General features: G+C 70.7%; 21 protein-coding genes. 1 reads left to right on the forward strand and 20 read right to left on the reverse strand.

The genetic code is table 11. The features are described 5' to 3' along the window. Window positions 1–12: 12 nt before the first annotated feature. From PARN5_RS0119920 to PARN5_RS0120015, 20 genes are all read right to left on the reverse strand, one after another. On the reverse strand, window positions 13–1,323 hold the full coding sequence (locus PARN5_RS0119920; protein WP_018001534.1) for a type VI secretion system ImpA family N-terminal domain-containing protein: 1,311 nt from the start codon (window positions 1,321–1,323) through the stop codon (window positions 13–15). 15 nt (window positions 1,324–1,338) lie between these two features. After that, a complete protein-coding gene (gene tagH, locus PARN5_RS0119925) occupies window positions 1,339–2,487 on the reverse strand; it encodes a type VI secretion system-associated FHA domain protein TagH (protein ID WP_018001535.1) in 1,149 nt (382 codons plus the stop codon). A gap of 6 nt (window positions 2,488–2,493) precedes the next feature. Then, window positions 2,494–3,078, reverse strand: coding sequence for a hypothetical protein (locus PARN5_RS0119930; protein WP_026155596.1), 585 nt, complete (start codon window positions 3,076–3,078; stop codon window positions 2,494–2,496). A gap of 65 nt (window positions 3,079–3,143) precedes the next feature. After that, on the reverse strand, window positions 3,144–4,106 hold the full coding sequence (yjfF, locus tag PARN5_RS0119935) for a galactofuranose ABC transporter, permease protein YjfF (protein WP_018001537.1): 963 nt from the start codon (window positions 4,104–4,106) through the stop codon (window positions 3,144–3,146). Continuing rightward, the gene (locus PARN5_RS0119940) at window positions 4,103–5,122 is read right to left on the reverse strand and encodes an ABC transporter permease (protein ID WP_018001538.1); all 1,020 of its coding nucleotides are present in this window, start codon (window positions 5,120–5,122) and stop codon (window positions 4,103–4,105) included. The genes yjfF and PARN5_RS0119940 overlap by 4 nt, the downstream gene beginning before the upstream one ends. Then, a complete protein-coding gene (locus PARN5_RS0119945) occupies window positions 5,119–6,615 on the reverse strand; it encodes a sugar ABC transporter ATP-binding protein (protein ID WP_018001539.1) in 1,497 nt (498 codons plus the stop codon). The genes PARN5_RS0119940 and PARN5_RS0119945 overlap by 4 nt, the downstream gene beginning before the upstream one ends. Window positions 6,616–6,672: 57 nt before the next feature. Beyond that, the gene (gene ytfQ, locus PARN5_RS0119950) at window positions 6,673–7,635 is read right to left on the reverse strand and encodes a galactofuranose ABC transporter, galactofuranose-binding protein YtfQ (RefSeq protein WP_018001540.1); all 963 of its coding nucleotides are present in this window, start codon (window positions 7,633–7,635) and stop codon (window positions 6,673–6,675) included. A gap of 43 nt (window positions 7,636–7,678) precedes the next feature. After that, a complete protein-coding gene (locus PARN5_RS0119955) occupies window positions 7,679–9,184 on the reverse strand; it encodes an aldehyde dehydrogenase (NADP(+)) (RefSeq protein ID WP_018001541.1) in 1,506 nt (501 codons plus the stop codon). 10 nt (window positions 9,185–9,194) lie between these two features. Beyond that, a complete protein-coding gene (locus tag PARN5_RS0119960; protein ID WP_018001542.1) occupies window positions 9,195–10,106 on the reverse strand; it encodes a Gfo/Idh/MocA family oxidoreductase in 912 nt (303 codons plus the stop codon). Beyond that, window positions 10,106–11,848 (reverse strand): L-arabinonate dehydratase, encoded by a 1,743-nt coding sequence (araD, locus tag PARN5_RS0119965; RefSeq protein WP_018001543.1) that lies wholly within the window; start codon window positions 11,846–11,848, stop codon window positions 10,106–10,108. Before araD ends, PARN5_RS0119960 begins: the two co-directional genes overlap by 1 nt. A gap of 8 nt (window positions 11,849–11,856) precedes the next feature. Next, window positions 11,857–12,846, reverse strand: coding sequence for an AraD1 family protein (gene araD1 / locus PARN5_RS0119970; protein WP_026155597.1), 990 nt, complete (start codon window positions 12,844–12,846; stop codon window positions 11,857–11,859). A 237-nt stretch (window positions 12,847–13,083) separates the two neighbouring features. Beyond that, a complete protein-coding gene (locus tag PARN5_RS0119975) occupies window positions 13,084–13,734 on the reverse strand; it encodes an aldolase (RefSeq protein ID WP_018001545.1) in 651 nt (216 codons plus the stop codon). After that, window positions 13,731–14,984 carry a 3-oxo-tetronate kinase gene (gene otnK, locus PARN5_RS0119980; protein WP_018001546.1) on the reverse strand — a complete coding sequence of 418 codons (1,254 nt, stop codon included), beginning with the start codon at window positions 14,982–14,984 and terminating at the stop codon, window positions 13,731–13,733. Before otnK ends, PARN5_RS0119975 begins: the two co-directional genes overlap by 4 nt. Before the next feature lie 3 nt (window positions 14,985–14,987). Beyond that, the gene (locus tag PARN5_RS0119985) at window positions 14,988–16,376 is read right to left on the reverse strand and encodes an SAF domain-containing protein (RefSeq protein ID WP_018001547.1); all 1,389 of its coding nucleotides are present in this window, start codon (window positions 16,374–16,376) and stop codon (window positions 14,988–14,990) included. A 15-nt stretch (window positions 16,377–16,391) separates the two neighbouring features. Beyond that, complete coding sequence (locus tag PARN5_RS0119990; protein WP_018001548.1) at window positions 16,392–17,897, reverse strand: tripartite tricarboxylate transporter permease; 1,506 nt, start codon at window positions 17,895–17,897, stop codon at window positions 16,392–16,394. Window positions 17,898–17,909: 12 nt separating this feature from the next. Beyond that, window positions 17,910–18,413, reverse strand: coding sequence for a tripartite tricarboxylate transporter TctB family protein (locus PARN5_RS0119995; RefSeq protein WP_018001549.1), 504 nt, complete (start codon window positions 18,411–18,413; stop codon window positions 17,910–17,912). 77 nt (window positions 18,414–18,490) lie between these two features. Further along, window positions 18,491–19,483, reverse strand: coding sequence for a tripartite tricarboxylate transporter substrate binding protein (locus PARN5_RS0120000; RefSeq protein WP_018001550.1), 993 nt, complete (start codon window positions 19,481–19,483; stop codon window positions 18,491–18,493). 37 nt (window positions 19,484–19,520) lie between these two features. Then, window positions 19,521–20,576: a 4-hydroxythreonine-4-phosphate dehydrogenase PdxA gene (locus PARN5_RS0120005; protein WP_198289637.1), complete on the reverse strand. Its 1,056-nt coding sequence runs from the start codon at window positions 20,574–20,576 to the stop codon at window positions 19,521–19,523. A 155-nt stretch (window positions 20,577–20,731) separates the two neighbouring features. After that, a complete protein-coding gene (locus tag PARN5_RS0120010) occupies window positions 20,732–22,447 on the reverse strand; it encodes a dihydroxyacetone kinase family protein (RefSeq protein WP_018001552.1) in 1,716 nt (571 codons plus the stop codon). Then, window positions 22,431–23,396 carry a sugar phosphate isomerase/epimerase family protein gene (locus tag PARN5_RS0120015; RefSeq protein WP_018001553.1) on the reverse strand — a complete coding sequence of 322 codons (966 nt, stop codon included), beginning with the start codon at window positions 23,394–23,396 and terminating at the stop codon, window positions 22,431–22,433. Before PARN5_RS0120015 ends, PARN5_RS0120010 begins: the two co-directional genes overlap by 17 nt. Before the next feature lie 149 nt (window positions 23,397–23,545). Between PARN5_RS0120015 and PARN5_RS0120020 the strand changes: the two genes are divergently transcribed. Beyond that, window positions 23,546–24,238, forward strand: a complete 693-nt coding sequence (locus PARN5_RS0120020) for a GntR family transcriptional regulator (protein ID WP_018001554.1) — start codon at window positions 23,546–23,548, stop codon at window positions 24,236–24,238. The last annotated feature ends 27 nt before the right edge of the window (window positions 24,239–24,265 follow it).

Genomic DNA, 24,265 nt, shown 5'->3' on the forward strand with positions numbered 1-24,265 from the left:
CGCAAAACTGCCCTAAGTTTCCCCGCCGGAACCCGCCTGGGCAAGCAATTCCGCCACGATGGCGTCAAAACGCTTGTGCAGCATGTCACGCGCCTTGGCCAGAAGCAACGGCACCGGGCTGGCCGGTTCGTGGGCGGCGAAATAGCCCTCGACGCCTTGCAGCGTGGCGACCAGATCGGCGCGGCGGGCGATCGGCGGCGGCGCGGCGGGCGTGGGCGTGACCGCGGGGCGGCCTTCCAGCCCGGCCTGGGTCAGCGCCTTCAGCCGCTCCATCGGCAGGGCGAAGGGCGTGCCCTGACCGATGCGCAGCACGGCGGCGCCGGCCTGCTGCGGCATCAGCATCTCCAGCGCCTCGACCAGCGGGCGGCCGATCAGCGCGCGCGCCTGCGCGACCAGCATCAGCGCCGGGGAAGAAGGCTCCTGCACGGCCAGCCAGGCGCGCGCCGCGTCCAGCGCCGCCTCGGCCGCGGCGCGGTCGGGGACCGGGCGCTCGCTTGCCGGAGGGGCGGGCAGCGGCGCCGGCGCATCGGCGACGGTCGGGTCCGCGGCGGGAACGGGCGCTTCGGCTTCGGCCGCGGCCTGCCAGGGCGGCAGCTCGGGCCGGGCGGCGGCGATCATGCCCTGCATCTCGGCCGCCGCATCGCGCAGCGCGGCCAGATCGGGGCGGAAGCCCTGCCCCGCCGCCAGCGCCGCGATGCGGTGCAGCGCGTCCAGCAGCCGCGACAGCCGTTCGTGCACCTGCGTCACCGCGCGCAGATTGGCGTCCGAACGCAGCGCGCCCAGGAAGTCCGAGCCCGCCAGGTCCTGTTCGGATTCGCGCGGGCTGGCCTTGCCGGTCACCACCATATAGCGACGCAACGTCACTTCGCCGTTCGGCACCACCGACAGGTGCATGAGCGGCATCACCGCGGTCGCCTGGGCGTTCAGCGCCTCGATGGCGGCGCGGCGCGCGCTGCCCTGCGGGTGCAGATCATGCGGCCATTGCGCCAGAGCTGCCGCCATGTCCTCGACCGTGGCGGTGAAATCCTCGAGCCGCCCGGCCAGGATCTGGAACCGCGCCAAGAGGCTCAGCAGCCGCAGGTCGCGCGACCGCGCCAGCAGCGCCCGGATCGCCGCCGCCTCGGCCCCCAGATCGACCGAGCGCGGGTCAAACAGCCGGTCCTCGCGCCGGTCGCCGGGATTGCCGGGGATGAAGTAACGCTCGGGCAGGCGCGATTCCGCCTCGTAGTAATAGTCGAGGAAGGCGTCGTCCTCCTGCGCCTCCAGGTCGGGACCGCAGGGCGGCTCGTTGGCCAGGGGTTCCAGCACGTTGAAATCAGCCAAATCGAAATCCTCTCGTCACGGCGCGCCCCCGCCAGGTCCGCCGTCATGGGCCTTGCGATAGGCCTCGGCGAACAGGCGCAGGAATTCGTCCAGGATGCCGTTCTCGCTGGCGGTGCGGGCGTCCCAGCGCGCGACATATTCGTCCCAGGCCTTGGCCTTGCGGTTGCCCATCAGCCCGCCGCCCTTGACCTCGCCCTCGATCCGCTCGGGCGCGAGATCGCCGACCAGGCCCAGCAGCGCCGGTTGCAGCGCGGCGAAAAGCGCGGTCTGGTGGCGGCGCAGGTCGCCAAGCGCCGCGTCGAAACCGGCGGCGCCGGTCAGGAAGCCGGCGCGCGGGCGCAGGAACAGCGCCTCCAGCGCCTCGCCGGCATCGGGCAGGAATTTCAGCGGGTTGTTGTCGCTGGCGCCGCGCATGGTGCGCTCGGCCGAGCGGGTGAAATGCCGCGCCGCCGCCCGGTCCTGCAACCCGGCCATGACCTGGCCCGCGACGGCGCTCAGGGCCTGGCCAAGCGCGCGGGCCAGATCCTCGGCCGCGACATTGCGCGCCAGGTCGGGCGACAGGCCCGCGCCCTCGCAAAAGGCGCGCAGCACGGCGGACGGATCCTCGGCCGGGGGCGCAGGGGCCGGGACGGGCGCCATCGGCGCGGGGGCCGCTTCGGGCGGCGGGCTGGGAAAGGCCATGAAGTCGCTGGCGAAATCCGGGCCGCGCCGGATCTCGGAGGGCGGCGTCACGTCGATGGGCGCGGGTGCCGGGGCCAGCGCCCAGGGATCGTCGACCACCGGCTCGTCCACCGGGCTGTCCACGCGATGCTCGGGCAGCGAGCCCGGCGTCATCGGCGCCGCGGCCGGCTGGTCGAACAGCGCCACGATGACATATTGCCCGACCTGGAAGCGGTCGCCGTGGCGCAGGACATGCGCCCCGTCCAGCCGGTGGCGATGGCCTTGCAGGAAGGTGCCGTTGGTCGAGCGGTCGCGCAGCAGCCAGCGCCCCTCCTCGAACCCCACGTCGAAATGATGGCCCGAGATGTGGCGGCTGGCGTCGGGCAGCACCCAGTCCATGCCCGAGCGGCGCCCGACCTGAAGCCCGCGCTGCGGCACGGCGACGCTGACCGGGCCGCCGTCGTCCAGCACATGGAAGTTCTCGATTTGCAGGGTCAGGGTCATGTCTTGTCAATAGGCACGAAACAGCGCCTCGGCCATATCCAGGAATCGCGCAAGATAGAACGACCGCCGCGACAGGTCCGCCCGCGCCAGGCAGGACAGCACCGCGCTGTTCAGCGCCACCGGCGCCTTGTGCGGGGCCGAGCGTTCGGGGTCGTTCGGCGCCGGCGTGCCCGTGGACCAGCCCACCGCCAGCGCCAGCAGGACCGAGGGGCTGCGCGTCGGCGCCCAAAGCGCCGCGCGCATGATCTCGTGCCGCTGCCGGGTCGTGGGCTGCGCCAGCCAGGCGGCGATCTGCTGCATCGCCGGGCGCTCCTGCGGTTGCAGGTGGTCGGCCATCAGCCGCAGGCATTCATAGCCCCAGCCCGCCGCCACGCTGGGCAGGGCGGCGAAGGCGGTGAAGGTCACGGCCTCTTCCGGCGTGGTCGAGGCGCGCAGCCGGTGCAGGAAGGCCAGCCCCTCCTCGGCCGCGCGCGGGCGCAGCTTGACCAGCTCGGCCAGCTGCGGGATCTCGGCGAACAGCGCCGACGGCGGCGCCTCCCGCAGCATCCGCCGGGGAGGCTTGGTCTTTTCATCCGCCGCGCTTGCGTCCATTCCGCCGTCTCATCGCTGCCCGCGCCGACTATGAAAGCAGCGGACGGGAACCGCAAGTTTCGCGATCACGCCAGACGGGATTGCGACAGTTTCAGCAGCCCCTTCTGCAGCAGGATGAACACCAGCAGCAGCACGCCGATGACGATCTTGGTCCACCAGCTCGACAGCGTGCCGTCGAAGACGATGTAGGTCTGGATCAGCCCCATGGTCAGCACGCCGACCAGCGTGCCGAACATATAGCCCGCGCCCCCGGTCAGCAGCGTGCCGCCGATCACCACCGCCGCGATGGCGGTCAGCTCCGTCCCCACCGTCGCCAGCGAATAGCCCGAGCCGGTATAGATCGAGAACACGATCCCCGACAGTCCCGCCATCAGCCCGGAAAACGCATAGACCAGCATGGTCGTGCGCCCCTGCCGCACACCCATCAGCCGCGCCGTGGCCTCGCCGCCGCCAAGCGCATAGACGGATGCGCCGAAGCGGGTCTTGTGGGCGACGACCATGCCCGCCAGCACGGTCAGCAGCATGACGACCCCGATCAGCGTCAGCCGGCCCTTGCCCGGCATCAGCCAATAGGCCGATTGCAGGGTCTTGTAGAAGGGATGCGCGATCGGCACCGAGTCGATCGACAGCATATAGGCCGCGCCGCGCGCCAGGAACATGCCGGCCAGCGTGACGATGAAGGCGGGCATGGCCAGCCGGTCGATCAAAAAGCCCATGGCCGCGCCGAAAGCCGTGGTCAGCGCCAGCAGCAGGGCAAAGACCACCAGCGGGTGCAGTGACGTCTCGCGCAGGATCACGGCGATGAAGACGCCGGAAAAGGCGATGACGCTGCCCACCGACAGGTCGATGCCGCCCGACAGGATCACCAGCGTCATGCCGACCGCGACGATGCCCAGATAGGCATTGTCGGTCAGCAGGTTGCCCACCACCCGCGTGGACAGGATGTTCGAGAATTGCAGCCAGCACAGCAGGTAAGCCAGCAGGAAGATCACGACGGTCGCGTAAAGCGGCAGGGCGCGGGTGTTCATTTCGCGGCTCCTCGGTGCAGCGCGGCCTCGCGGCTGGCGCGGTGGCTGTCGCGCCAGATCCGCCATTCCCCGGCGATGCGCGGCGATTGCAGCACCAGGATCACCAGCACCAGCCCGGCCTTGAGGACCAGGTTGTATTCGGACGGGAACCCGGCCAGCAGGATGCCGGTGTCGATGGTCTGGATGATCAGCGCGCCCAAGAGCGAGGCGATGATCGAGAACCGCCCGCCCAGCAGCGAATTGCCGCCGATCACCACGGCGAGGATGGCGTCAAGCTCCAGCCACAGCCCGGCGTTGTTGGCATCGGCGCCGCGGATGTCGGCGGTGACGACGATCCCGGCCAGCGCCGCGCAAAGCCCCGAGACGACATAGACCGCGATCAGCAGCACTGTGGCGTTCACCCCGGCCAGGGCGCTGGCGCGGCGGTTGATGCCGATGGATTCGACCAGCAGGCCAAGCGCGCTGCGCCGCATCAGCGCCGCCATGCCCAGGCCGCAGGCCAGCCACAGCCAGGCCGGCACCGGCAGGCCCAAGAGGCTGCCCGAGCCGAAGAAGGCGAAGCCCGCGTCGGTGAAGGTCAGGATGCGCCCTTCGGTAATGAGCTGGGCGATGCCGCGCCCCATGGTCATCAGGATCAGCGTCGCGACGAAGGGCTGGATGCCGACCACGGCGACCAGGAGCCCGTTCCACAGCCCCGCGAGCGCACCAGCGGCCAAGGCCAGCAGCAGCGCCGGCCCCAGCCCCCAGCCGCCGGCCACGGCCGAGGCGGCGACCGCGCCGCAGATCGCCATGGTGGTGCCGACCGACAGGTCGATGCCGCGCGTGGCGATGACCAGCGTCATGCCCGTGGCCAGCAGCGCCACCGGCGCGCCGCGCTTCAGCACGTCGATCATCGGCCCGACCAGCCGGTCGCCGCTGATGCCGATCTTCAGGAAACCCGGATAGAACACCGTCACCAGCGCCACCAGCAGCGCCAGCGCCACCAGTTGCGGGGCAATGCGTTTCAGCAGGGTCATGCCGCCACCCCCCCGCCGGCGATGGCGCGCATGATCTCGGCCCCGGTCACGCGCGGCCCGGAAAGCTCCGCGACATGGCGGCGGTCGCGCAGCACGATCACCCGGTCGGCGCTGGCGACCAGCTCGTCGATCTCGCTACTGACCAGCAGGATCGACATGCCGGCCTGGGTCAGCTCGCGGATCAGGCGCAGGATCTCGGCATGGGCGCCGACGTCGATGCCGCGCGTCGGCTCGTCCAGGATCAGGAAACGCGGGTTCATCGCCAGCCAGCGGGCAAGGATCGCCTTTTGCTGGTTGCCGCCGGACAGCTCGCCGATGGGCTTTTCCCGGCCCGAGGTGCGGATGTCGAGCCGCTTGATATAGTCGTCGGCGATGCGGTTTTGCTCGGCGCGCGGGATCCTGCGCGCCCAGCCGCGCCGGGCTTGCAGGCCCAGGATGATGTTCTCGCGGATCGACAGTTCGTCGACGATGCCGTCGGTCTTGCGCTCCTCGGGGACGAAGCCGAAGCCCTGCGCGATGGCGGCGCGTGGGCTGGACAGGTCCAGCCGGGACTGCGCGTCGCTGGCCTCGCCCGATTGCGCGGGACGCACGCCGAACATCATCTCGGCGCTTTCCGTGCGGCCCGAGCCCAGCAGGCCCGCCAGCCCCACCACCTCGCCCTGCCCCACGGTCAGGTCGAAGGGCTCGACCACGCCGCGCCGGCCGAAGCCGCGGAATTCCAGCAGGGGAGGACGGGCGGCGGCGGTCCGGGCGGCCTGCTCGGCCACCTCATGCTCCAGCGCGCGGCCCAGCATGTGCTCGATCAGCTTCACCCGGTCCAGCGCGGCCGTGCGCTCGGTGACGATCTTGCGGCCGTTCCGCAGCACGGTCACCCGGTCGGTCAGGTCGAACACCTGGTCGAGGAAATGCGACACGAAGACGATGCCCAGGCCGCGCTCGCGCAGCCCCCGCACCACGTCGAAGACCATGCGCACCTCGGCCGCGTCCAGGCTGGCGGTCGGCTCGTCCAGGATCAGCACCTTGCCCGACAGCGCCACGGCGCGGGCGATGGCGACGATCTGCTGGATGGCGACGGAATAGCTGCCAAGGTCGCGGTCCACGTCGATATCCAGGCCATAGGGCCGCAGCGTCTCGCGCGCCCCGGCCCGCAGGGCGCGGCTGTCGATCAGCCCCCAGCGGCGCGGCTCACAGCCGAACATCAGGTTCTGCGCCACGGTCAGGTTGGGCAGCAGGTTCACCTCCTGATAGACGGTGCCGATGCCCTGCTCCTGCGCCTCGACCGTGGATTGCGGGTCGATCTGCGCGCCGTCCAGAGAGATGGTGCCGCCGTCGCGACGATAGGCGCCGGTCAGGCATTTGATCAGCGTGGACTTGCCGGCGCCGTTCTCGCCCAGCAGCGCGTGGATCTCGCCGGCGGCCAGGTCGAAATCCACCGCGTCCAGCGCCTTCGTGCCCGGGAATGTCTTGGTCAAAGACCGGATGGTCAGCAGCATCGCGCCCCTCCTTCTGCCGCTTGCCGGGCCGCGCAGCGGCGGCCCGGCGCTGCGGGGTCAGTAGCCCAGGCCCTTGCGGCGCTCGTATTCGCCGGCGGGATCGTCGGCCTGGGTGTAGAGCTTCGACTCGGTCTGCAGGAACTTCGCCGGCTGGGTGCCGTCCTTCCAATAGGCTTCCAGCGCGTCGAAGGCCGGGCCGGCCATGTTCGGCGTCAGCTCGACGGTGGCATTCGCCTCGCCATTGGCCATGGCCTGGAACAGGTCCGGCACCCCGTCGATGGAGACGACCAGGATGTCGGTGCCCGGCTTCAGCCCGGCCTCCTTGATGGCCTGGATGGCGCCGACCGCCATGTCGTCGTTATGGGCGTAAAGCGCGCAGATGTCCTTGCCGCCGTTCTCGGCCTGAAGAAAGCTCTCCATCACCTCCTTGCCCTGGGCGCGGGTGAAATCGCCGGTCTGGCTGCGCACGATCTTCAGGTTGTCATGCCCGGCCAGCGCGTTCTCGAAACCCTTCTTGCGGTCGATGGCGGGGCTGGATCCGGTGGTGCCCTGCAATTCGACCACGCGGCATTCCTTGTCGCCGACGGTATCGACCAGCCATTTGCCGGCGACCTCGCCCTCATGCACCAGATTGGACCCCACGGCGGTCAGATACAGGTCGTCCGAACTGTCCACCTGCCGGTCCAGCAGCACGACCGGGATCTCGGCCTCCTTGGCCTCTTGCAGCACGGCGTCCCAGCCGGTGGCGACGACCGGCGCCAGCAGGATCGCATCCACGCCCTGCGCGATGAAGGACCGGATTGCGGCGATCTGGTTTTCCTGCTTCTGCTGCGCGTCCGAGAATTGCAGCTTCAAGCCGCGTTCTTCGGCCTGGCTCTTGGTCAGCGTGGTCTCGGCCGCGCGCCAGCCGGATTCCGAGCCGATCTGGGAAAAGCCGACGGTTTCGCCCTCGGCCAGCGCGGCCGTGGCCGAGATCGCCAGCGCAGCAGCGGCGGCGGTGCTCATCAGGAATCGGGTCATGGTTTCCTCCCTGTTATGACCGTCATGGGCGGGGCCGCTCCTCTCAGCCCCGCAAATCCTCCGGCAGCAATGCGTCGGGCAGGTTCTGGAAGCAGACCGGCCGCAGGAAGCGGCGGATCGCCAGGGTGCCGACGCTGGTGGCGCCGAAATTCGTCGATGCCGGGTAAGGCCCGCCATGCACCATGGCGTCTGCGACCTCGACCCCGGTGGGCCAGCCGTTCGCCAGCACCCGGCCCGCCTTGCGCTCAAGGATCGGCATCAGCCGCCGGGCCAAGCCCAAGTCGCCGGCCTCCATCTGCAAGGTGGCGGTCAGCTGGCCGTCCAGCGCGCGGGCAAGGCCCAGCATCTCGTCGTCCGAGGTGGTGGTGACGACAAGGCCGAGCGGGCCAAAGACCTCTTCCCCCAGGTCGTGGCTGTGCAGGAAGTCCCGCGCGCTGGTCCGGTAGATGCCGGGCCGCGCATTGCGGCCCCGGCTATCCTGTTCAAGCACCGGCGTGGCATGGGCCCTGATGCGGGCCGCGCCCTCGCGATAGGCAGCGGCGATGCCCTCGGTCAGCATGACCTGTTCGGGGGCGTTCGCCAGCGCCTCGGTGGCGGCGGCGGTGAAGGCGTCGGCATCCTCGGCGCGCAGCACCAGCAGGCCCGGATTGGTGCAGAACTGCCCGGCGCCCATGGTCAGGCTGGCGGTCCAGTCCCGCGCGATCTGCGCGCCGCGCGCCGCCAGCGCCTCCGGCAGCACGAAACAGGGGTTGATGCTGCCGAGCTCGCCGAAGAAGGGGATCGGCTCGGGCCGCGCGGCGCAGAGGTCGTAAAGCGCCCGGCCGCCGCGCAGGCTGCCGGTGAAGCCCACGGCGCGGATCAGCGGGTGTTGCACCAGCGCCGCGCCGGTCTCGTGCCGGTCGCCATGGATGAAGCCGAAGGTGCCGGCGGGCATGCCGGTGGCGCGGATGGCGGCATGGACGGCCTCGGCCACGATCTCGCCGGTGCCGGGATGGGCGGGGTGGCCCTTGACCACCACCGGGCATCCCGCCGCCAGGGCCGAGGCGGTGTCGCCGCCCGCCGTCGAAAAGGCCAGCGGGAAGTTCGAGGCGCCGAACACCGCCACCGGCCCGATGGGGCGCTGGATCAGCCGCAAATCCGGGCGCGGCGGCTGGCGGTCGGGCAGCGCCGGATCATGGCGGCGGTCGAGGTAATCGCCCTTGCGGATATGATCCGCGAACAGCCGCAACTGGCCCACGGTGCGACCACGCTCGCCTTGCAGCCGGGCCTCGGGCAGGCCGGTTTCCTGCGTGCCGATGCGGGTGATCGCCTCGGCCCGCGCCTCGATCTCATCGGCGATGGCGTCGAGGAAAGCCGCGCGTTCGGCGCGCGCGGTCCAGCCATAGGTCCAGAACGCCTCCTCGGCCGCGGCGCAGGCCCGGTCCACCAGATCGACCGTGCCGCTGGCGAAACCATGCGCCGGGCCATGCGCGGGGGCCGAGCGGAATGTCGCTTCGCCCCCGATCCATTCGCCTGCGATCAGATGCTTGCCTTGCGGTGTCCAGTCCATCGGTCTTCCTTCAGAATTCGAATGCGTCCACGGTGTTGCGGCTGCCGAGGGTAAAGGCATCCGCCACCAGCACCATCGGCGACAGGTCCACCTCGGATGCGCCCTTGCGCACCAGTTCCGCCATGTGCGCGTAAAGCGCCGGATATTCGCCCATGATGCTGGCCTGCCCCCCGGCCTCGGTGCCGTCGATCTCCAGCACATTGCCGCCCAGGCGCAGCGCGAGGCGGCCGGCATCGGTCGCGAATTCCATGTCCCAGGTCTGCGGACCCTGCTGGCGAAAGTCGAAATCGGCGGTGATATTGCCCGACAGCGCCAGCCGCGCCGCGATGGGGGCCTGGCGGTTCTCCGGGAAATCCAGCTCGGCGGCGCGCAGATGCACCGGCATCGGCAGAATCTCGGTCAGGATCGACAGCGCATTGATGCCGGGGTCGAAGACGCCCATGCCGCCGGCCTCGAAAATCCAGTCCTGGCCGGGATGCCATTTGCGCACGTCCTCGCGCCAGGTGATCCGGCCCTCGTGGATCACGCGATCCGCCAGCCAGGCCTTGGCACCGGCAACGGCATGGGCCATGCGCGAATGCCAGGTGGCATAAAGCGTCACCCCCTGCGCTTGCGCCAGATCGCGCAGGATATGCACCTCGGCCAAGGTCGCGCCGGGCGGCTTTTCCAGCATCAGGTGACGCCCGGCGCGCAAGACCGCCTGCGCCGCCTCGAAGCGCGGCACCGGCGGCAGGCACAGGCTGACCGCGCCGATCTCGGGGCGGGCGTCGAGCATGGCCTCGATGCGCGGGAAGGCCTCGATGCCCGGGGCGCGGCCATGGCGGCTGACCGTCGCGGCCAATTCCCAGTCCGGGCTGGAGGTCAGCGCGGGGACGTGCTGGTCCAGCGCGATCTTGCCGATACCGACGAGCGCGATTTTCATCAGTGGCTGTCCTTTCCGACCGGGTTGCCGCGGCAGCCGCGCAGGAAATCCAGGTCCGCGCCGGTATCCGCGCCCATCACATGCGCCTGATGCAGCCAGGCATAGCCGCTGGCCGGCTGGTCGGGCAGCGGCTGCCATGCCGCCAGCCGCGCCGCCAGCTCCGCATCCGAAATGTCCAGGTGCAGCCGGCGGTTCGGCACGTCGAGCTCGATCATGTCGCCGTCGCGCACCACGGCCAGCGGCCCGCCCGCCGCCGCCTCGGGCGAGGTGTGCAGCACCACGGTGCCGTAAGCCGTCCCCGACATGCGCGCGTCGCTGATCCGCACCATGTCGGTGATGCCCTTCCTCAGCACCTTGGGCGGCAGGCCCATGTTGCCCACCTCGGCCATGCCGGGATAGCCCTTGGGGCCGCAATTCTTCAGCACCATGACGCAGGTCTCGTCGATATCCAGCGCCTCGTCCTCGATCCGGGCCTTGTAATCGTCGATATCCTCGAAGACGACGGCGCGGCCGCGATGCACCAGCAAATGCGGGCTGGCGGCCGAGGGCTTCAGCACCGCCCCGTTCGGCGCCAGATTGCCGCGCAAGACCGCGATGCCGCCCTGGTCGGTCAGGGGCCGGTCGGCGGGCAGGATGACGTCCTCGTTCCAGTTCACCACGTCCCTGACCTCGTCCCAGATCGTGGCGCCGCTGACGGTCAGCGCGTCCTTGTGCAACTGCCCGGCCTCGCCCAGCCGCTTGATGACGACGGGCAACCCGCCGGCATAGAAGAACTCCTCCATCAGGTATTGCCCCGAAGGCATCAGGTTCACGATGGTCTTCACGTCGCGGCCGCAGCGATCCCAGTCGTCCAGCGTCAGGTCGATTCCGACCCGGCCCGCCAGCGCCAGCAGGTGAATGACCGCATTGGTCGAGCCGCCGATGGCGCCGTTGGTGCGGATCGCGTTCTCGAAAGCCTGCCTGGTCAGGATGTCGCTGGGCTTCAGGTCGTCCTTGACCATCTGCACGATGCGCCGGCCGGACAGCTGCGCGATGACGCGCCGGCGCGAATCCACCGCCGGGATCGCGGCATTGCCGGACAGCGCCATCCCCAGCGCCTCGGCCATGCTGGCCATGGTGCTGGCCGTGCCCATGGTGTTGCAGGTGCCCGAGGATCGGGACATGCTCGCCTCGGCCTCCAGGAACTCCTCCTGCGTCATCTCGCCGGCCTTCACGGCCTCGCTGAATTTCCACAGATGCGTGCCGGAGCCCACGCGCTCGCCGCGGAAATAGCCGTTGAGCATCGGCCCGCCGGTGACGATGATCGAGGGAATGTCGGTCGAGGCCGCCGCCATCAGCAGGCTGGGCGTGGTCTTGTCGCAGCCGACCAGCAGCACCGCGCCGTCCATCGGCTGGCCGCGGATGGTCTCCTCGATGGCCAGCGCGGCGAGGTTGCGGAACATCATCGCGGTCGGGCGGAAGGTGTTCTCGGACGCCGAGAACACCGGCACCTCGACCGGAAAGCCGCCGGCCTCCCAGACGCCCGCCTTCACCTTCTCGGCCAACTCGCGCAGGTGGCCGTTGCAGGGGGTCAGATCCGACCAGGTGTTCAGGATGCCGATCACCGGGCGGCCGTCGAACAGGTCATGCGGATAGCCCTGGTTCTTCATCCAGCCGCGATGATAGATCGTGTCGCGCGAGGTGCCGCCATACCAGTGCTGCGAGCGAAGCGGACGGGGCCAGGGGGCGGGTTTGAAGGACATGGGCGACCTCAGAGGGCAGAGACGGCGACCGGCGCCGATGCGTTGGGCTGTTGGCGCAGCGGGTTTTGCAGCGGCAGGCCGAAGGCGTCGCAACTGATCTCGAAACTGTCGCCCGGCCGGGTCCGGATGCCATCGGCAAAGGACAGCGTCGCCGTGCCGAAGAAATGCACATGCACGTCGCCCGGCTGGCGGAACAGCGGGTATTTGAAATGGTGGTGTTCCAGGTTCGCCAGGCTGTGGCTCATGTTCGCCTCGCCCGACAGGAACGGCTTTTCCCAGATCACCGCGCCGTCGCGGATCACGCGGCTGCTGCCCTCGACATGCTGCGGCAGGTCGCCCAGCCGCAGCTCGGGGCCATAGCTGGCCGGGCGCAGCTTGGAATGCGCCAGCCACAGGTAATTGCCGCGTTCCGTGACGTGGTCGGAAAACTCGTTCCCCAGCGCGAAGCCCAGCCGGAACGGCGTGCCGTCCGGGCCGATGACGTAAAGCCCGGCGATTTCCGGCTCTTCGCCCGCGTCCAGCGCAAAGCCGGGGCTGTCCAATGCCGCGCCGGGCGCCACGGCGGCATGGCCGTTGCCCTTGTAGAACCATTCGGGCTGCGCGCCGACCTGCCCGGCGCCGGGCTTGCCGCCTTCCAGCCCCATGCGGAACATCTTCATGCTGTCGGTCAGCTCGTCGCCGTCCAGCTTGGCATGCATGGCATTCCTGGTCGCGGCCGAGCCGAGATGCGTCAGCCCGGTTCCGGTCAGGTGCAGATGCGCCGGGTCGGGATGGTCCAGCGGCAGCAGCATCCGCCCCTCGGCCAGCGCCTGCGCCAGATCGACCGCGGCACCCTCGCCGCGCGCCTGGACCTCGCCCGTCAGGCTGCGGCCGGCGGCGATGGCGTCCAGCGCCAAGTCGCGGGTCGAGCTGGCGCCGGGCACCAGCCGGGCCTTGCCCTGGTGCCGCAGGGCGACGGCGCGGCTGCCGTCGGGCAGTCTGATTTGCGACAGGAACATGGGCCGATCCCCCTTGCGCTTGCGATGGATGCGCGGGCCGCACCGGGCTTGGGCCATGCGCGGCCGGTCGTCCGCAGAGCGGCGCATCCGATTGCCTTGCATCCCCCTCCCGGCGGCGAAGCCTCGCCGCATCGGCCCCGGCTTGCGACGGCGGCCTGGCGGAACGATAACGCCGCAACGACATGATGATAAAATGACATTACCACCATTCGTCATATCGCTTTTGATATGTCTTGGTCAGTCCTGCCAGGCGATCTCGTGCAGGTGCAGCAGTTCGGCGACCTGGGCGGCATCCAGCATGTTCGGCCGGGTGCCGCGCAACAGCAGGGCCAGCCGGGCGCTGGCTTCCAGCTCCTCGATGGCATTGCAGGCGCCTTCGAGGTCGAGCCCCGCGACGACCGGCCCGTGATTGGCCAGCATCACCGCCGAGCGGCGGCCGGCCAGGCCGCGCACCGCCTCGCCCATGGCCGGATCGCCGGGGCGGAAATAGGGCAAGAGCCGCACCCGGCCCAGCTGCATCAGCGCATAGGGGGTGATCGGCGGCAGGAAATCCTCGGCATCCGCCTCGGGCAGCGCCGACAGCGCCACGGCATGGCAGGAGTGCAGATGCACCACCGCCGCCGTGCGCGTCCGGGTCTGGTAGAAGGCGGCGTGCAGCGGCATTTCCTTGGTCGGGGCATCGCCGCCGATCTGCCGGCCCGAGGCGTCGAAATGCGCCAGCCGGCCCGGATCGAGCCGGCCGAAGCTGCTGCCGGTCGGGCTGACCAGCAAGCCGCCATCCGGGGTCCGGACCGAGATATTGCCGCTGGACCCCGCCGTCAGCCCGCGCGCGAACATCGAGGCGGCGAGGTCGCAAAGCCGCTCGCGCAGGCGGGCATCCGCGCTCATGCCCGGCCCGCCAGCACGGAATCGGCGGCGGCAAAGAAATCCTCGGCGCCGAAATTGCCGGATTTCAGCGCCAGCACCAGCCCCGCGCCGGCGCGCATCGCAGGCACGCCGGGCGCGATCTCGGGGCCGATCTCCAGCGCGCCGGGGGCCAGCGCCTCGACCACCGCGCCCGAGGTCTCGCCCCCGGCGGTGATCAGCCGGGTCACGCCGCCCGCGAGCAAGAGCCGCGCGGTCTCGGCCATGAACGCCTCCAGCGCGGCCGCAACCCGGGCGCCGCCATGGCGGTCCTGCACCGCGCGCACCGCCTGCGGATCGGCCGAGGAATAGACCAGCGGCAGCCCGTCCTGCGCCAGCGCCCAATCGGCCGCCGCCCGGGGGGTTGCCGCGCCCGAGAGCACCGCCTCGGGGTCGATCTCCTGCGCGGGCGCGCCGCTCGCGACATGCCGCGCCACCTGCCCCCGCGTCGCGCGCGAGCAGGAGCCCGACAGCGCCGCCGCCCGGCCCGGCTGGCCTTGCCACGGGGCGGCCGCCCCGGCCAGCAGGCCGGCGCGGGCGAAGTTCCCCGGCAGCCCCAGCGCGATGCCCGAGCCGCCGGTGATCAGCGGCATATCGGCCGCCGCCTGACCCAGCGCCACCAGATCGGCGTCGCGGATCGCATCGGCAATGACCAGCGGCCGCCCGGCCCCGGCCTCGGCCGCCAGCCGCGCGCGGATCGCCGGCACCCCCTGCCAGACCGTCGCGGCCGGCAGGTGGCCGACGCCGCACCTCGCCTGCGCGGCCAGGCAGCGGCGCAGGTCGGGGTCGGTCATCGGCGTCAGCGGATGCGCCTCCATGCCGCTTTCGCTGAGCAGCCGGTCGCCGACGAACAGGTGGCCCTGCCAGACCGTGCGCCCCGCCGCCGGAAAGGCCGGGCAGAAGATCACCGCATCGGCGCCAAGCGCCTCGGCCAGCGCCTCGGCCACCGGGCCGATATTGCCCTGCGGCGTCGAATCGAAGGTCGAGCAATATTTGAACAGGAACTGCCGGCAGCCCTGGGCGCGCAGCCAGTCCAGCGCCGCCAGCGACTGGCGCACCGCCTCGGCCGCCGGGACCGAGCGGGTCTTCAGCGCCACCACCCCGGCCTCGACCGCGGGATCCGCCGGCGTGTCGGGGATGCCGCAATATTGCACGGTCCGCATGCCGGCCTTGACCAGCGTATTGCCCAGGTCGGACGAGCCGGTGAAATCGTCGCCGATACAGCCCAGCAGCATGGCCTAGCTCCAGTCCTGCGCGTCCTGCGCCCGGCGCAAGGCCAGCAGTTCGGACCCCTCGTCCAAGGCCACGTCGGCGCAGCGGATCGGCTGGCCGGCCGCGACATCGCGCGCGAGCCTGCGCCCCGCCGCCAGATAATAGGGGATCGGCGCGTCCTCGGCCAGTGCCGCCGCCGGGGTCATCCGGCCCGAGACATGGGCGATGCTATGGTGGTGCCCCTCGGCCGACAGCAGCGTGCCGGCGGGCAGGTCGCGGTCGGCATGGGCGGTCAGGTCGATGACCGGGCGCGGCGACGCGACGCCCGAGGACTGGCCCAGCAGCGCGACCTCGAAGACGGTGGTGGCGGCTTCCAGGCCCAGCAGGTGGCGCGGCAGGCCGATCATGGCGGTGCGGCCGTTCCGGGCCACGACATGGCCCTTGCCCTTCAGCATGGCCCAGCTTTCGTCGTCCTCGCAGGCGACGGTGACGAAGACCCCGCCGGCAAAGCTGGGCTCGCCCGGCAGGCGCAGGCAGTGGAACACGTCGAGCGCCGGCGCCCTGGCCAGCAAGCCGCCGTCGGCAGCCGGGGCCATGACATCGGCCAGTTCGGTGATGCGGGCGATGGGCGCGTGCAGGTCGGCGCGGTCGGGGCCAAGACCAAGCGCATTGGCGACCACCGTCATCTCGCACAGGTCCGGCACGGCGCGCTGCGGCAGGGCGGCCGCCGCCTTGGCGCGGCCGGCGGCGACTTCGGGCCAAGGCCGGTCGCCGGCCAGGGTCCAGGCGCCGAAGTCCGGCGCCGGCACGGTCACACCGTTGCTGGTGATGGTCCGGATCGCCGGGTCATAGACGAAGTCGTATTCGCTGGACTTGCCGGCCGCGACCAGGCGCAGCCCGACCACCTCGGCCCAGGTGGCAAGGCCGATCAGCAGGCTGGGCTGGTCGCCGTCGACCGGCGAGACCACCCGGCCCCGCGCCGCCGCCATGCGCGCCAGGATCGGGCCGACGACGCTGTCGGTCTCCTTGGTGACCATGACGACATGCTTGTCGGCCTCGATGGCCAGCCGGGCGTGGCGGGCGCCGGCCTCGGGGTTTCCGGTCGCCTCCAGCACCACCTCGACCGGCACTTCGGCCAAGAGCTCGGGGTTGCTGGCGGCGATGGGCTTGCCCGCCGCCCAGGCCGCACGGATCTGCGCGGCGTCGGCGCATTGCGCGATCTCGGCGCGGTCATGGCCGGTTGCGGCCAGGGCGGCGGCGGCAATGGCCGGGTCGCGGTCAAAGGCCAGCCGGCAGGACAGGCCGCGCACATGGCGCGCCTGCGACAGGAAGCTGCGGCCGAAGCCGCCGCTGCCGATCAGGGCGCATTCGATGCGGCGCGTCTCGCGCCCGGCGAACATCCGCAGGTGGTTCATGGCGGCCCTCTTTCCTTATTCGACCGGCTGGCGGCGACGCAGGCGCCCGCCCAGGTGCAGCAGTTTCGGCAGGATCAGCAGCGCCAGCCCCAGCGCCATGATCGAGCTGACCAGCGTGTTCGAGAAGAACACCGACAGCGAGCCGTCCGACAGGATCATCGACTGGTGAAAGGCGTTCTCGGCCTTGTGGCCCAGCACCATGGCCAGCACCAGGGGCGCCAGCGGATAGTCGAGCCGGGTGAACAGATAGCCGACCACGCCGAAGAGCAGCACCAGCCACAGATCGAAACTGGCGTTCGAGACGGTATAGCCGCCGACGAAGCAGATCGCGACGATCATCGGCCCGATGATCGAGAACGGGATGCGCAGCAGCGCCGCGAACATGGGCACGGTCAGCAGGACCAGGATCACCCCGATCACGTTCGACACATACATGCTGGCGATCAGGCCCCAGACGAAATCCGGCTTGGTCGCGAACAGCATCGGCCCGGGCGTCAGGCCCCAGATCATCAGCCCGCCCATCATCACCGCCGCCGTGGCCGAGGACGGCACGCCAAGCGCCAGCATCGGCAGCATGGCGCAGGTGCCGGCGCTGTGGTCGGCGGTCTCGGGGGCGATGATGCCCTCGGGGCGGCCGGTGCCGAAGGCCTGTCCCTTGCGCGAGGCCTGGCGCGCGATGCCGTAGGACATGAAGGATGCCGCCGTCGGCCCGCCGGGCGTGATGCCCATCCAGATCCCGACCAGGCCGGAACGCACCGAGGTCGCCCAATAGCGCGGCAGCTCGGCGATGGTGCGCAGCACGTCGCGCAGGTCGATGCGGGACGAGACGCCGCGGAACGACAGCCCCTCCTGCACCGTGGCCAGCAGCTCGCCGATGCCGAACAGGCCGATCACCACGACAAGGAAGCTGATGCCGCCCAGAAGATCGGAAAAGCCGAAGGTCAGGCGGACCTCTCCGGTCACGTTGTCCATGCCGACCGAGGCGAGCAGCAGCCCCGTCGCCAGCGCCACCACCGTCTTGACCGGCGAGGCGCTGCCCATGCCGATGAAGGCGGCAAAGGCCAGGAAATAGACCGCGAAATATTCCGGCGCACCGAAGCGCAGCGCGAAGTTCGAGGCCCAACCGGCCAGCAGGGTGATGACGATTACACCCAGGAGCGCGCCGATGCCGGCCGACATGAAGGCAAGCGTCAGCGCCCGGGTCGATTGCCCCGAGCGCGCCATGGGATAGCCGTCGAAGGTGGTCGCGACCGAGCTTGGCTCGCCCGGGATGTTGAACAGGATCGAGGTGGTCGAGCCGCCGAACAGGGCGCCCCAATACATCGAGGACAAAAGGATGATGGCCGAGGTCGGGTCCAGCGTGAAGGTCAGCGGGATCAGCAGCGAGACGCCGTTCGGCGCCCCGAGCCCCGGCAGCACGCCGACGACCAGGCCCAGAAGCACGCCCACCACCATCAGCAGCAGGTGCATCGGCGTGATGGCGACGCCGAAGCCATGCATCAGAAGATCGAAATTGGCCATGACGCGCCCCTGTCAGTAGATGCCCAGAAGCGGCTCGATCGGCCCCTTCGGCAGCGGCATCAGGAAGATCACCTCGAAGATGACGTAAAGCGCCGCGGCGAAGCTCAGCCCGATGGCCAGCGCCACGGCCGCGCGATAACCGCCCTTGCGCCAGGCGTTCCAGGCGATATAGCCGGTCGCGCCGACATAGATGCCCAGCGTCAGGGTGGCGACGACAAAGGCCAGCATCGCGGCGAGGAAGCCGCCCAGCCGCGCGAGCCGCTCGCCGTCCAGGAACGGCTCTTCGATGCCGGCATCGTCCAGCGCCGGGCGGCGATGCTTGACGAAGGCGGCGACCAGGTTCCACAGGCTGGCGGCGATCAGGATCAGCCCGACATAGAACGGGAAATAACCCGATTGCGGGCCGCTTTCCTCCCAGCCATAGCCCAGCTCGGTGGCGCCGATCACCGCGGCCGCGCCGATGGCGCCGGTGCCGATGGCGGTGCCGATCTCGGCGTGAAAACGTCTGACGGTCATCGCTCCCCCCTCAGGTTGCCGTCCGGATATGGAAGGGCGCCGGCCGGGAATGCCCCGCCGGCGCCCGCGTCAGCCTGTCACTCCTTGGACCAGCCCTCGGTCTTGAAGACCTCGACCGTGCGGGTCTCGCTGTCGGCGATGAACTTAGACAGTTCCTCGCCGGTCAGATAGGCGCCGGTCTGCGAGGTCTTGGCCAGGTAGTCCTTCCAGTCCTGCGACTCGGCCACCTTCTTCAGCGCGTCGCGATAGAAGGCGACGGCCTCTTCCGGCACGCCGGCCGGTAGCCAGACCGTGCGCGGCATCTGGTAGCTGTCGATGGCCAGGCCCTGCTCCTTGCAGGTCGGGATGTCCTGCCAGCCCTTGCCGTCGTGGATCGCCTCGCTTTCAGCCATGCGGGTCGGCGAGAAGACGCAGAGCGGGCGCACCGCGCCGGCCTGCCACTGGCCCAGGTTCTCGTTCGGGTTGTTGACATTGGCGGCGACATGGCCGCCGGCCAGCTGCACGCCGACCTCGCCGCCGCCGTTGAAGGGCACATATTTGAAATCGGCGCCGGTGGTCTGCTCGATCAGCGCGACCAGGGTCTCGTCGGTGTCCTTGGACTGGCTGCCGCCGAAGGGGATCTTGCCGGGCTCGGCCTTGGCGGCCTCGACCAGGTCCAGCACGGTCTGATAGGGCGCGTCGGCCTTGACCCAGACCACGAACTCGTCCATCGCCAGCGCGGCCACCGGCTGCAGGTCCTCGGCCTTGTAGGCCAGCTTGGCGATATGCGGCAGCAGATAGACGTTGTTGGTGCCGAAGATCACCTTGTTCGGGTCGGCGGCGTTCTGCTTGGCGTAAAGGAACGCCTCGGCGCCCGAGCCGGCGCCCTTGTTCAGCACCACGATGGGCGCGTCGACCAGCTTGTCGCGGGTCAGGATCGCCTGGATGGTGCGGGCGAAATTGTCGGTGCCGCCGCCGGCGCCCGAGGCGACGACGAATTCCTGCGGCCGCTCGGGCGCCCATTCGGCGCTTGCGGGCAAGGCAGCTGCCAGCGCCAGCGCCGCGATGGCTCCGGTCTTGAGATGGTTCATGGTCGTTCCTCCTCCACAGATCTTTGCGCCGGGCTCCTCAGCCGGCAACGCGCGCCGCTTCTCCCACGGCTTCGGTGGCCCAGTCCGCAGACAGGGCGGCCTGCCCCTGCCGGGGCGGGTTCAGTTTCGCCAGGTCGAAGCCCAGCCGGGCGGCGGCCAGCGTCGCGCCCAGGTCGGCCTTCCCTTGCCCCGCGATGTCGAAGGCGGTGCCATGCGCCGGGGTGACGATCGGGAAGCCGTAGCCCGCGATCAGCGTCACGCCGCGGTCGAAGCCCATCAGCTTCATCGCGATCTGGCCCTGGTCGTGATACATGGTCAGCACGGCGTCGAATTCGCCGCGCGTCGCCCGCACGAAGACCGTGTCCGACGGGATCGGCCCCGAGACCCGGATCCCCTCGGCCGCGGCCCGGGCCACGGCGGGGGCGATGATGTCGTCGTCCTCGTCGCCGAAGTTGCGGCCGTCGCCGGCATGCGGGTTCAGCGCCGCGACGCCGATGCGTGGCGCGGCCTTGCCCGCGCCCTCCATGACCTCGACGGTCAGGCGGATGCTGTCCAGGATACGCTCGACCGACAGGCGCGAGGCGACCTCGCGCAGCGGGATATGCGAGGTGACGCGGGCGTTCCAGACCTCGTCCAGCACGTTGAACTCGCGCCCGCTGCGGGCGGCGCCCAGCGTGGCGTCGATGAAGCCGATCTCGTCGACATAGGCCGGGCGCGCCAGCCGCATCGAATGCTTGTTGAAGGGGGTGAACATCACCGCATCGGCCAGGCCCGATTGCGCCAGCCGCAAGACGGCGGCGAAGTTCTGCAGCGAGGCCGCGCCGTTTTCCGGCGACGAGGCGCCCAGGCTGCGCCCCTCGACCGGGCAGTTCGCCAGGTCGACGATGACGCGGCCGGCGGGCAGTTCGGCTTGCAGCGCATCGGCCGCCAGCACCGGCAGGTCCAGCGCCACGCCGGCATGTTCGGCCCCCATGCGCAGCACCCGCGCGTCACCGACGACCACGATGTCGCGGTCCTGCATCTGAGGATGCGCCAGAAGCTTCGCGCCCAGTTCCGGCCCGACGCCGCCCGCATCCCCGATTGCCAGTGCCATCCGCATGTCCGAATCTCCCCCTCGGCTTACATTTAGAATTCTGTATACAGCATTTTGCACCCTGTCCACGGGTTTCTTCCACGTCGTGCCGCCGGGCGAATGGAAACGGCGCCGGTGTCGCCCCGGCGCCGTCGAGCCGTCCGGCAGGAAGCGGATCAGGCCTCGCGCAGCCCCTCGGCCACGACCCGCGCGCAAAGCGCCAGCGAGATGGCACCGGCATCGGGATGGCCCAGGCTGCGCTCGGCCAATGGGCGGGCGCGGCCCAGTTTCGGCAGCAGTTGCGCCGTGGCATCGGCCGCCTGGGTGGCGCTGTCGGCGGCGCGCTGCCAGGCGTCGGCCAGGGGCGCGCCGGCATCGACCGCCGCGCGCAGCGTCTGGACGAAGGGCAGGAAGGCATCGACCAGCGTCTTGTCGCCGGGCCGGGCGCCGCCCAGCCGCAGCACCGCGTCGAGGCCGGCCTGCGCCCCCTCGGCGATCCGCGCGGCCGAGGCCGGCTCGGCATCGGTCAGCGCCGCGCCCCAGCCGCGCAGGGCCACGCCCCAGAGCGCGCCCGAGGTGCCGCCGGCGCGATCCGCCCAGGCATCCCCTGCCAGCCCCAGCACCGTCGCGGCCCCGGCCCCGGCCTGCGCCGCCTCGGCGGCAGCGGCCGCGGCGGCCTTGGAGCCGCGCGCCATGCCCTGCCCGTGGTCGCCGTCACCGGCCTGGGCATCGATCTGGCCCAGCATCTCCTCGGCCTCGGCCAGGGCCTGCGCCAGCCGGCCCAGAAGCCCGGCGATGCAGGCGCCGGCCTTTTGCGACTCGGCCGAGCCGGGCGCGATGCCCGGCGCCGGCGCGACCTGCGGCGCGGCATCCTCGGCGACGGCCTCGCCCGGCGCGACATTGCCCTTGCGGAAGGCCGGGGCATCGGCCGGGGCGCGCCAGAACGCCTCGAGTTCTTCGTCCAGCCACAGGATCGACAGCGAACAGCCGGCCATGTCGAGGCTGGTGACGAATTCGCCGACCTCGGGATCGACCACCTCCAGCCCCTCGGCCTGAAGCTGGCGCGAGATGTGGTGCCAAAGCACGAAAAGCTCTTCGTATTTGGTGCAGCCGAGCCCGTTCAGCACCACGGCGACGCGGCCGGCATGGCCCTGCGGCCGTTCGGCCAGCAGCGGCGCCAGCAGCATGCGGGCGAGCTCGGCGGCGGGTTTCATCGGTTCTTCGCGGATGCCCGGCTCGCCATGGATGCCCAGGCCCAGGGCGACGCCGCCCTCGGCAACCCGGAACAGCGGCGCGGCCTGGCCCGGCAGGGTGCAGCCGTCGAAGGCGACCCCGAAGGAAACCGCGGCGGCATTGGCGCGCTGCGCCACCGCCTCGACCGCGTCGATGTCGAGCCCCGCTTCGGCGGCAGCGCCGGCGATCTTGAAGACCAGCAGATCGCCCGCCACGCCGCGGCGCTTCGCACGTTCGGCCGGGCCGGCGCTGGCCACGTCGTCGGTCACGGCCAGGATACGGGCGTCGATGCCCTCGGCCCGCAGCCGCTCGGCCGCGGCGCCGAAGTTCAGCACGTCGCCGGCGTAATTGCCGAAGCCCAGGATCACGCCACCGCCGCGATGCGCCGCCCGCGCCACCCCGGCCACCGCGCTGGTCGAGGGCGAGGCGAAGACATCGCCCGCCACCGCCGCATCGGCCAGACCCGCGCCGACATAGCCCAGGAAGGCCGGATAATGGCCCGAGCCGCCGCCGACCAGCAGCGCCACCTTGCCGCGGGGGCCGGGCGCGGCGCGCAGGGCGCCATGCGGCACCGGGCGCACGCGGTCGCGGTTCGCGGCGCAGAAGCCCGCAAGCGCGGTGGCGGCGAATTCCTCGGGATCGTCAAACAGCCTGGTCATGGTTCCTCCTGCCGGCAAGGATGCTGCGGATATAGTCGCGGTTCTGCGCGCAGACGCCCAGGCCATCGCCGCCGTAATGTTCGCACAGGAAGGGCGCCGCAAAGCCAAGATCCAGCGCCGTCCCGATGGCCGCGCGCCAGTTGATCGTGCCGCCCAGCAGCGGCGCGGGATGGGTCATCACTAGCCCGCTGCGGCTGTCCTCCATCCGGTAATAGTTCTTGACGTGCCAATAGCCGGCAAAGGGCGCGCAGGCCTGGATCATCTCGGCCCAGGGCTCGACCGGGCGGTGCAGGCGGACCAGGTTGCCGATGTCGATGTTCAGCCGGACGGCGGGATGGTCCACCTCGGTCACGAAGCGCACGGCATCGCGCGCGGTGCCCAGATAGGTGTCCTCGTACATCTCCAGCGCGATGCTGACGCCGCATGCCGCGGCATGGCCGGCCAGGTCGCGCACGCGCTCGACCGCCAGGCGCCAGACCGCCGGATCGTCGGGGTTGCGCGGCCCGTCCTCGGTCCAGAACCACAGCGCCTGCTGCTGCGCCGGGGTCAGCGGCTCGAAGAAGCCGAAGCTGACATGGCCCGCGCCGAGTTCCGCCGCGCAGTCGATGACGCGATGGCCATAGGCGAGGTAGTCGGCGCCGTGCCGGGCGTCGATCAGGCTGCGCCGCGAGGTCGAGATCGCCGGCACCGCCAGCCCCAGCTCGCGGCACAGCGCCGCGAAATCCGCCCGGCGTGCCGGGTCCAGGTCGGCGACCCGCAGCCAGGAATCGGTCGGGTCCACCGCATCGAAGCCGGCGGCGGCCACCTGGCCCAGCGGTCCGGCCCAAAGCTCGGGCCCGCCGTCCTGCATCGCCCGCCCGTCCGGCAGCACCGCCGGGAACGGGATCATCGCCGCCGCGATCGGCCAGCTTTCCGCCGTCCAGCCGGCGGCCTTGGCATGCTGCGCCATGTCTCCCCCCTTTCGAATCATCCCCTTGCGCCTGTCCTAGCGCATGGCGGGGCATGCAGCAATTATTTTGTATGCAGCATTCAGAGCACGTCATTGACTCGCGCCCCGGCCATGCGTAGCCATGACGAAAGCTAGCAAGGAGAGCCATCGTGGAGGAATCCCGCATCCGCAGCGCCGGATTGCCCGAGACCCCGAACCGGATCGAGCGGCATTCGCTGCACGATGCCATCCTGACCCGCCTGCGCGACATGATCATCGAGGGCGACTTGGCGCCGGGCACGCGCATCAACGAAGGCCAGGTCGGCGCCTTCCTGGGCGTGTCGCGCACCCCCCTGCGCGAGGCGATCAAGTTCCTGGCCAGCGAGGGGCTGATCGAGCTGATCCCCAGCCGCGGCGCCGTGGTGAAGAAATTCACCGCCAAGGAGGTGCGCGACATGATCGACGTGATCCGCACCCTGGAACAGCACGCCGGCCGCACCGCCTGCGCCACCGCCAGCGACGCGGGCATCGCCCATGTGCGGGCGCTGCACGACCAGATGATCGGCTGCTACCAGCGCGGCGACCGGCTGGCCTATTACAAGCTGAACCAGGCCATCCACAGCGCCATCGTGGCGCTGGCGGACAATGCCGCGCTGGCCGACGTGCACCAGCTCTTGCAGACCCGGCTGAAGCGCATCCGCTTCATCGGCCACGAGGGGCCGCAGAAATGGGCCGGCGCCGTGGCCGAGCACGAGGAGATGATCGCCGCGCTGGAGGCGCGCGATCCCGACCGGCTGGCCGCCATCATCGGCGAGCACATGGACCAGGCCTGGAACCGGGTGCAGGACGGGCTGGAGGGCTGATCCGCCGGGCGCCGGGCCGGGGCCAGG

The sequence above is a fragment of the Paracoccus sp. N5 genome (assembly GCF_000371965.1).
Lineage (GTDB): Bacteria > Pseudomonadota > Alphaproteobacteria > Rhodobacterales > Rhodobacteraceae > Paracoccus.

Excerpts from the sequence above, each read along its gene's own strand:
- PARN5_RS0119975 (WP_018001545.1), bottom strand. The coding sequence starts at position 13,734 with ATGAGCGCGGATGCCCGCCTGCGCGAGCGGCTTTGCGACCTCGCCGCC.
- PARN5_RS0119990 (WP_018001548.1), bottom strand. The coding sequence starts at position 17,897 with ATGGCCAATTTCGATCTTCTGATGCATGGCTTCGGCGTCGCCATCACG.
- PARN5_RS0119930 (WP_026155596.1), bottom strand. The coding sequence starts at position 3,078 with ATGGACGCAAGCGCGGCGGATGAAAAGACCAAGCCTCCCCGGCGGATG.
- PARN5_RS0120005 (WP_198289637.1), bottom strand. The coding sequence starts at position 20,576 with ATGGCACTGGCAATCGGGGATGCGGGCGGCGTCGGGCCGGAACTGGGC.
- PARN5_RS0119955 (WP_018001541.1), bottom strand. The coding sequence starts at position 9,184 with ATGGACTGGACACCGCAAGGCAAGCATCTGATCGCAGGCGAATGGATC.
- tagH (WP_018001535.1), bottom strand. The coding sequence starts at position 2,487 with ATGACCCTGACCCTGCAAATCGAGAACTTCCATGTGCTGGACGACGGC.
- ytfQ (WP_018001540.1), bottom strand. The coding sequence starts at position 7,635 with ATGACCCGATTCCTGATGAGCACCGCCGCCGCTGCTGCGCTGGCGATC.
- PARN5_RS0119985 (WP_018001547.1), bottom strand. The coding sequence starts at position 16,376 with ATGAACCACCTGCGGATGTTCGCCGGGCGCGAGACGCGCCGCATCGAA.
- PARN5_RS0119960 (WP_018001542.1), bottom strand. The coding sequence starts at position 10,106 with ATGAAAATCGCGCTCGTCGGTATCGGCAAGATCGCGCTGGACCAGCAC.
- otnK (WP_018001546.1), bottom strand. The coding sequence starts at position 14,984 with ATGCTGCTGGGCTGTATCGGCGACGATTTCACCGGCTCGTCCGACCTG.
- PARN5_RS0119995 (WP_018001549.1), bottom strand. The coding sequence starts at position 18,413 with ATGACCGTCAGACGTTTTCACGCCGAGATCGGCACCGCCATCGGCACC.
- PARN5_RS0120015 (WP_018001553.1), bottom strand. The coding sequence starts at position 23,396 with ATGGCGCAGCATGCCAAGGCCGCCGGCTGGACGGCGGAAAGCTGGCCG.
- PARN5_RS0119940 (WP_018001538.1), bottom strand. The coding sequence starts at position 5,122 with ATGACCCTGCTGAAACGCATTGCCCCGCAACTGGTGGCGCTGGCGCTG.
- yjfF (WP_018001537.1), bottom strand. The coding sequence starts at position 4,106 with ATGAACACCCGCGCCCTGCCGCTTTACGCGACCGTCGTGATCTTCCTG.
- PARN5_RS0120000 (WP_018001550.1), bottom strand. The coding sequence starts at position 19,483 with ATGAACCATCTCAAGACCGGAGCCATCGCGGCGCTGGCGCTGGCAGCT.
- araD1 (WP_026155597.1), bottom strand. The coding sequence starts at position 12,846 with ATGTTCCTGTCGCAAATCAGACTGCCCGACGGCAGCCGCGCCGTCGCC.
- PARN5_RS0119945 (WP_018001539.1), bottom strand. The coding sequence starts at position 6,615 with ATGCTGCTGACCATCCGGTCTTTGACCAAGACATTCCCGGGCACGAAG.
- araD (WP_018001543.1), bottom strand. The coding sequence starts at position 11,848 with ATGTCCTTCAAACCCGCCCCCTGGCCCCGTCCGCTTCGCTCGCAGCAC.
- PARN5_RS0120010 (WP_018001552.1), bottom strand. The coding sequence starts at position 22,447 with ATGACCAGGCTGTTTGACGATCCCGAGGAATTCGCCGCCACCGCGCTT.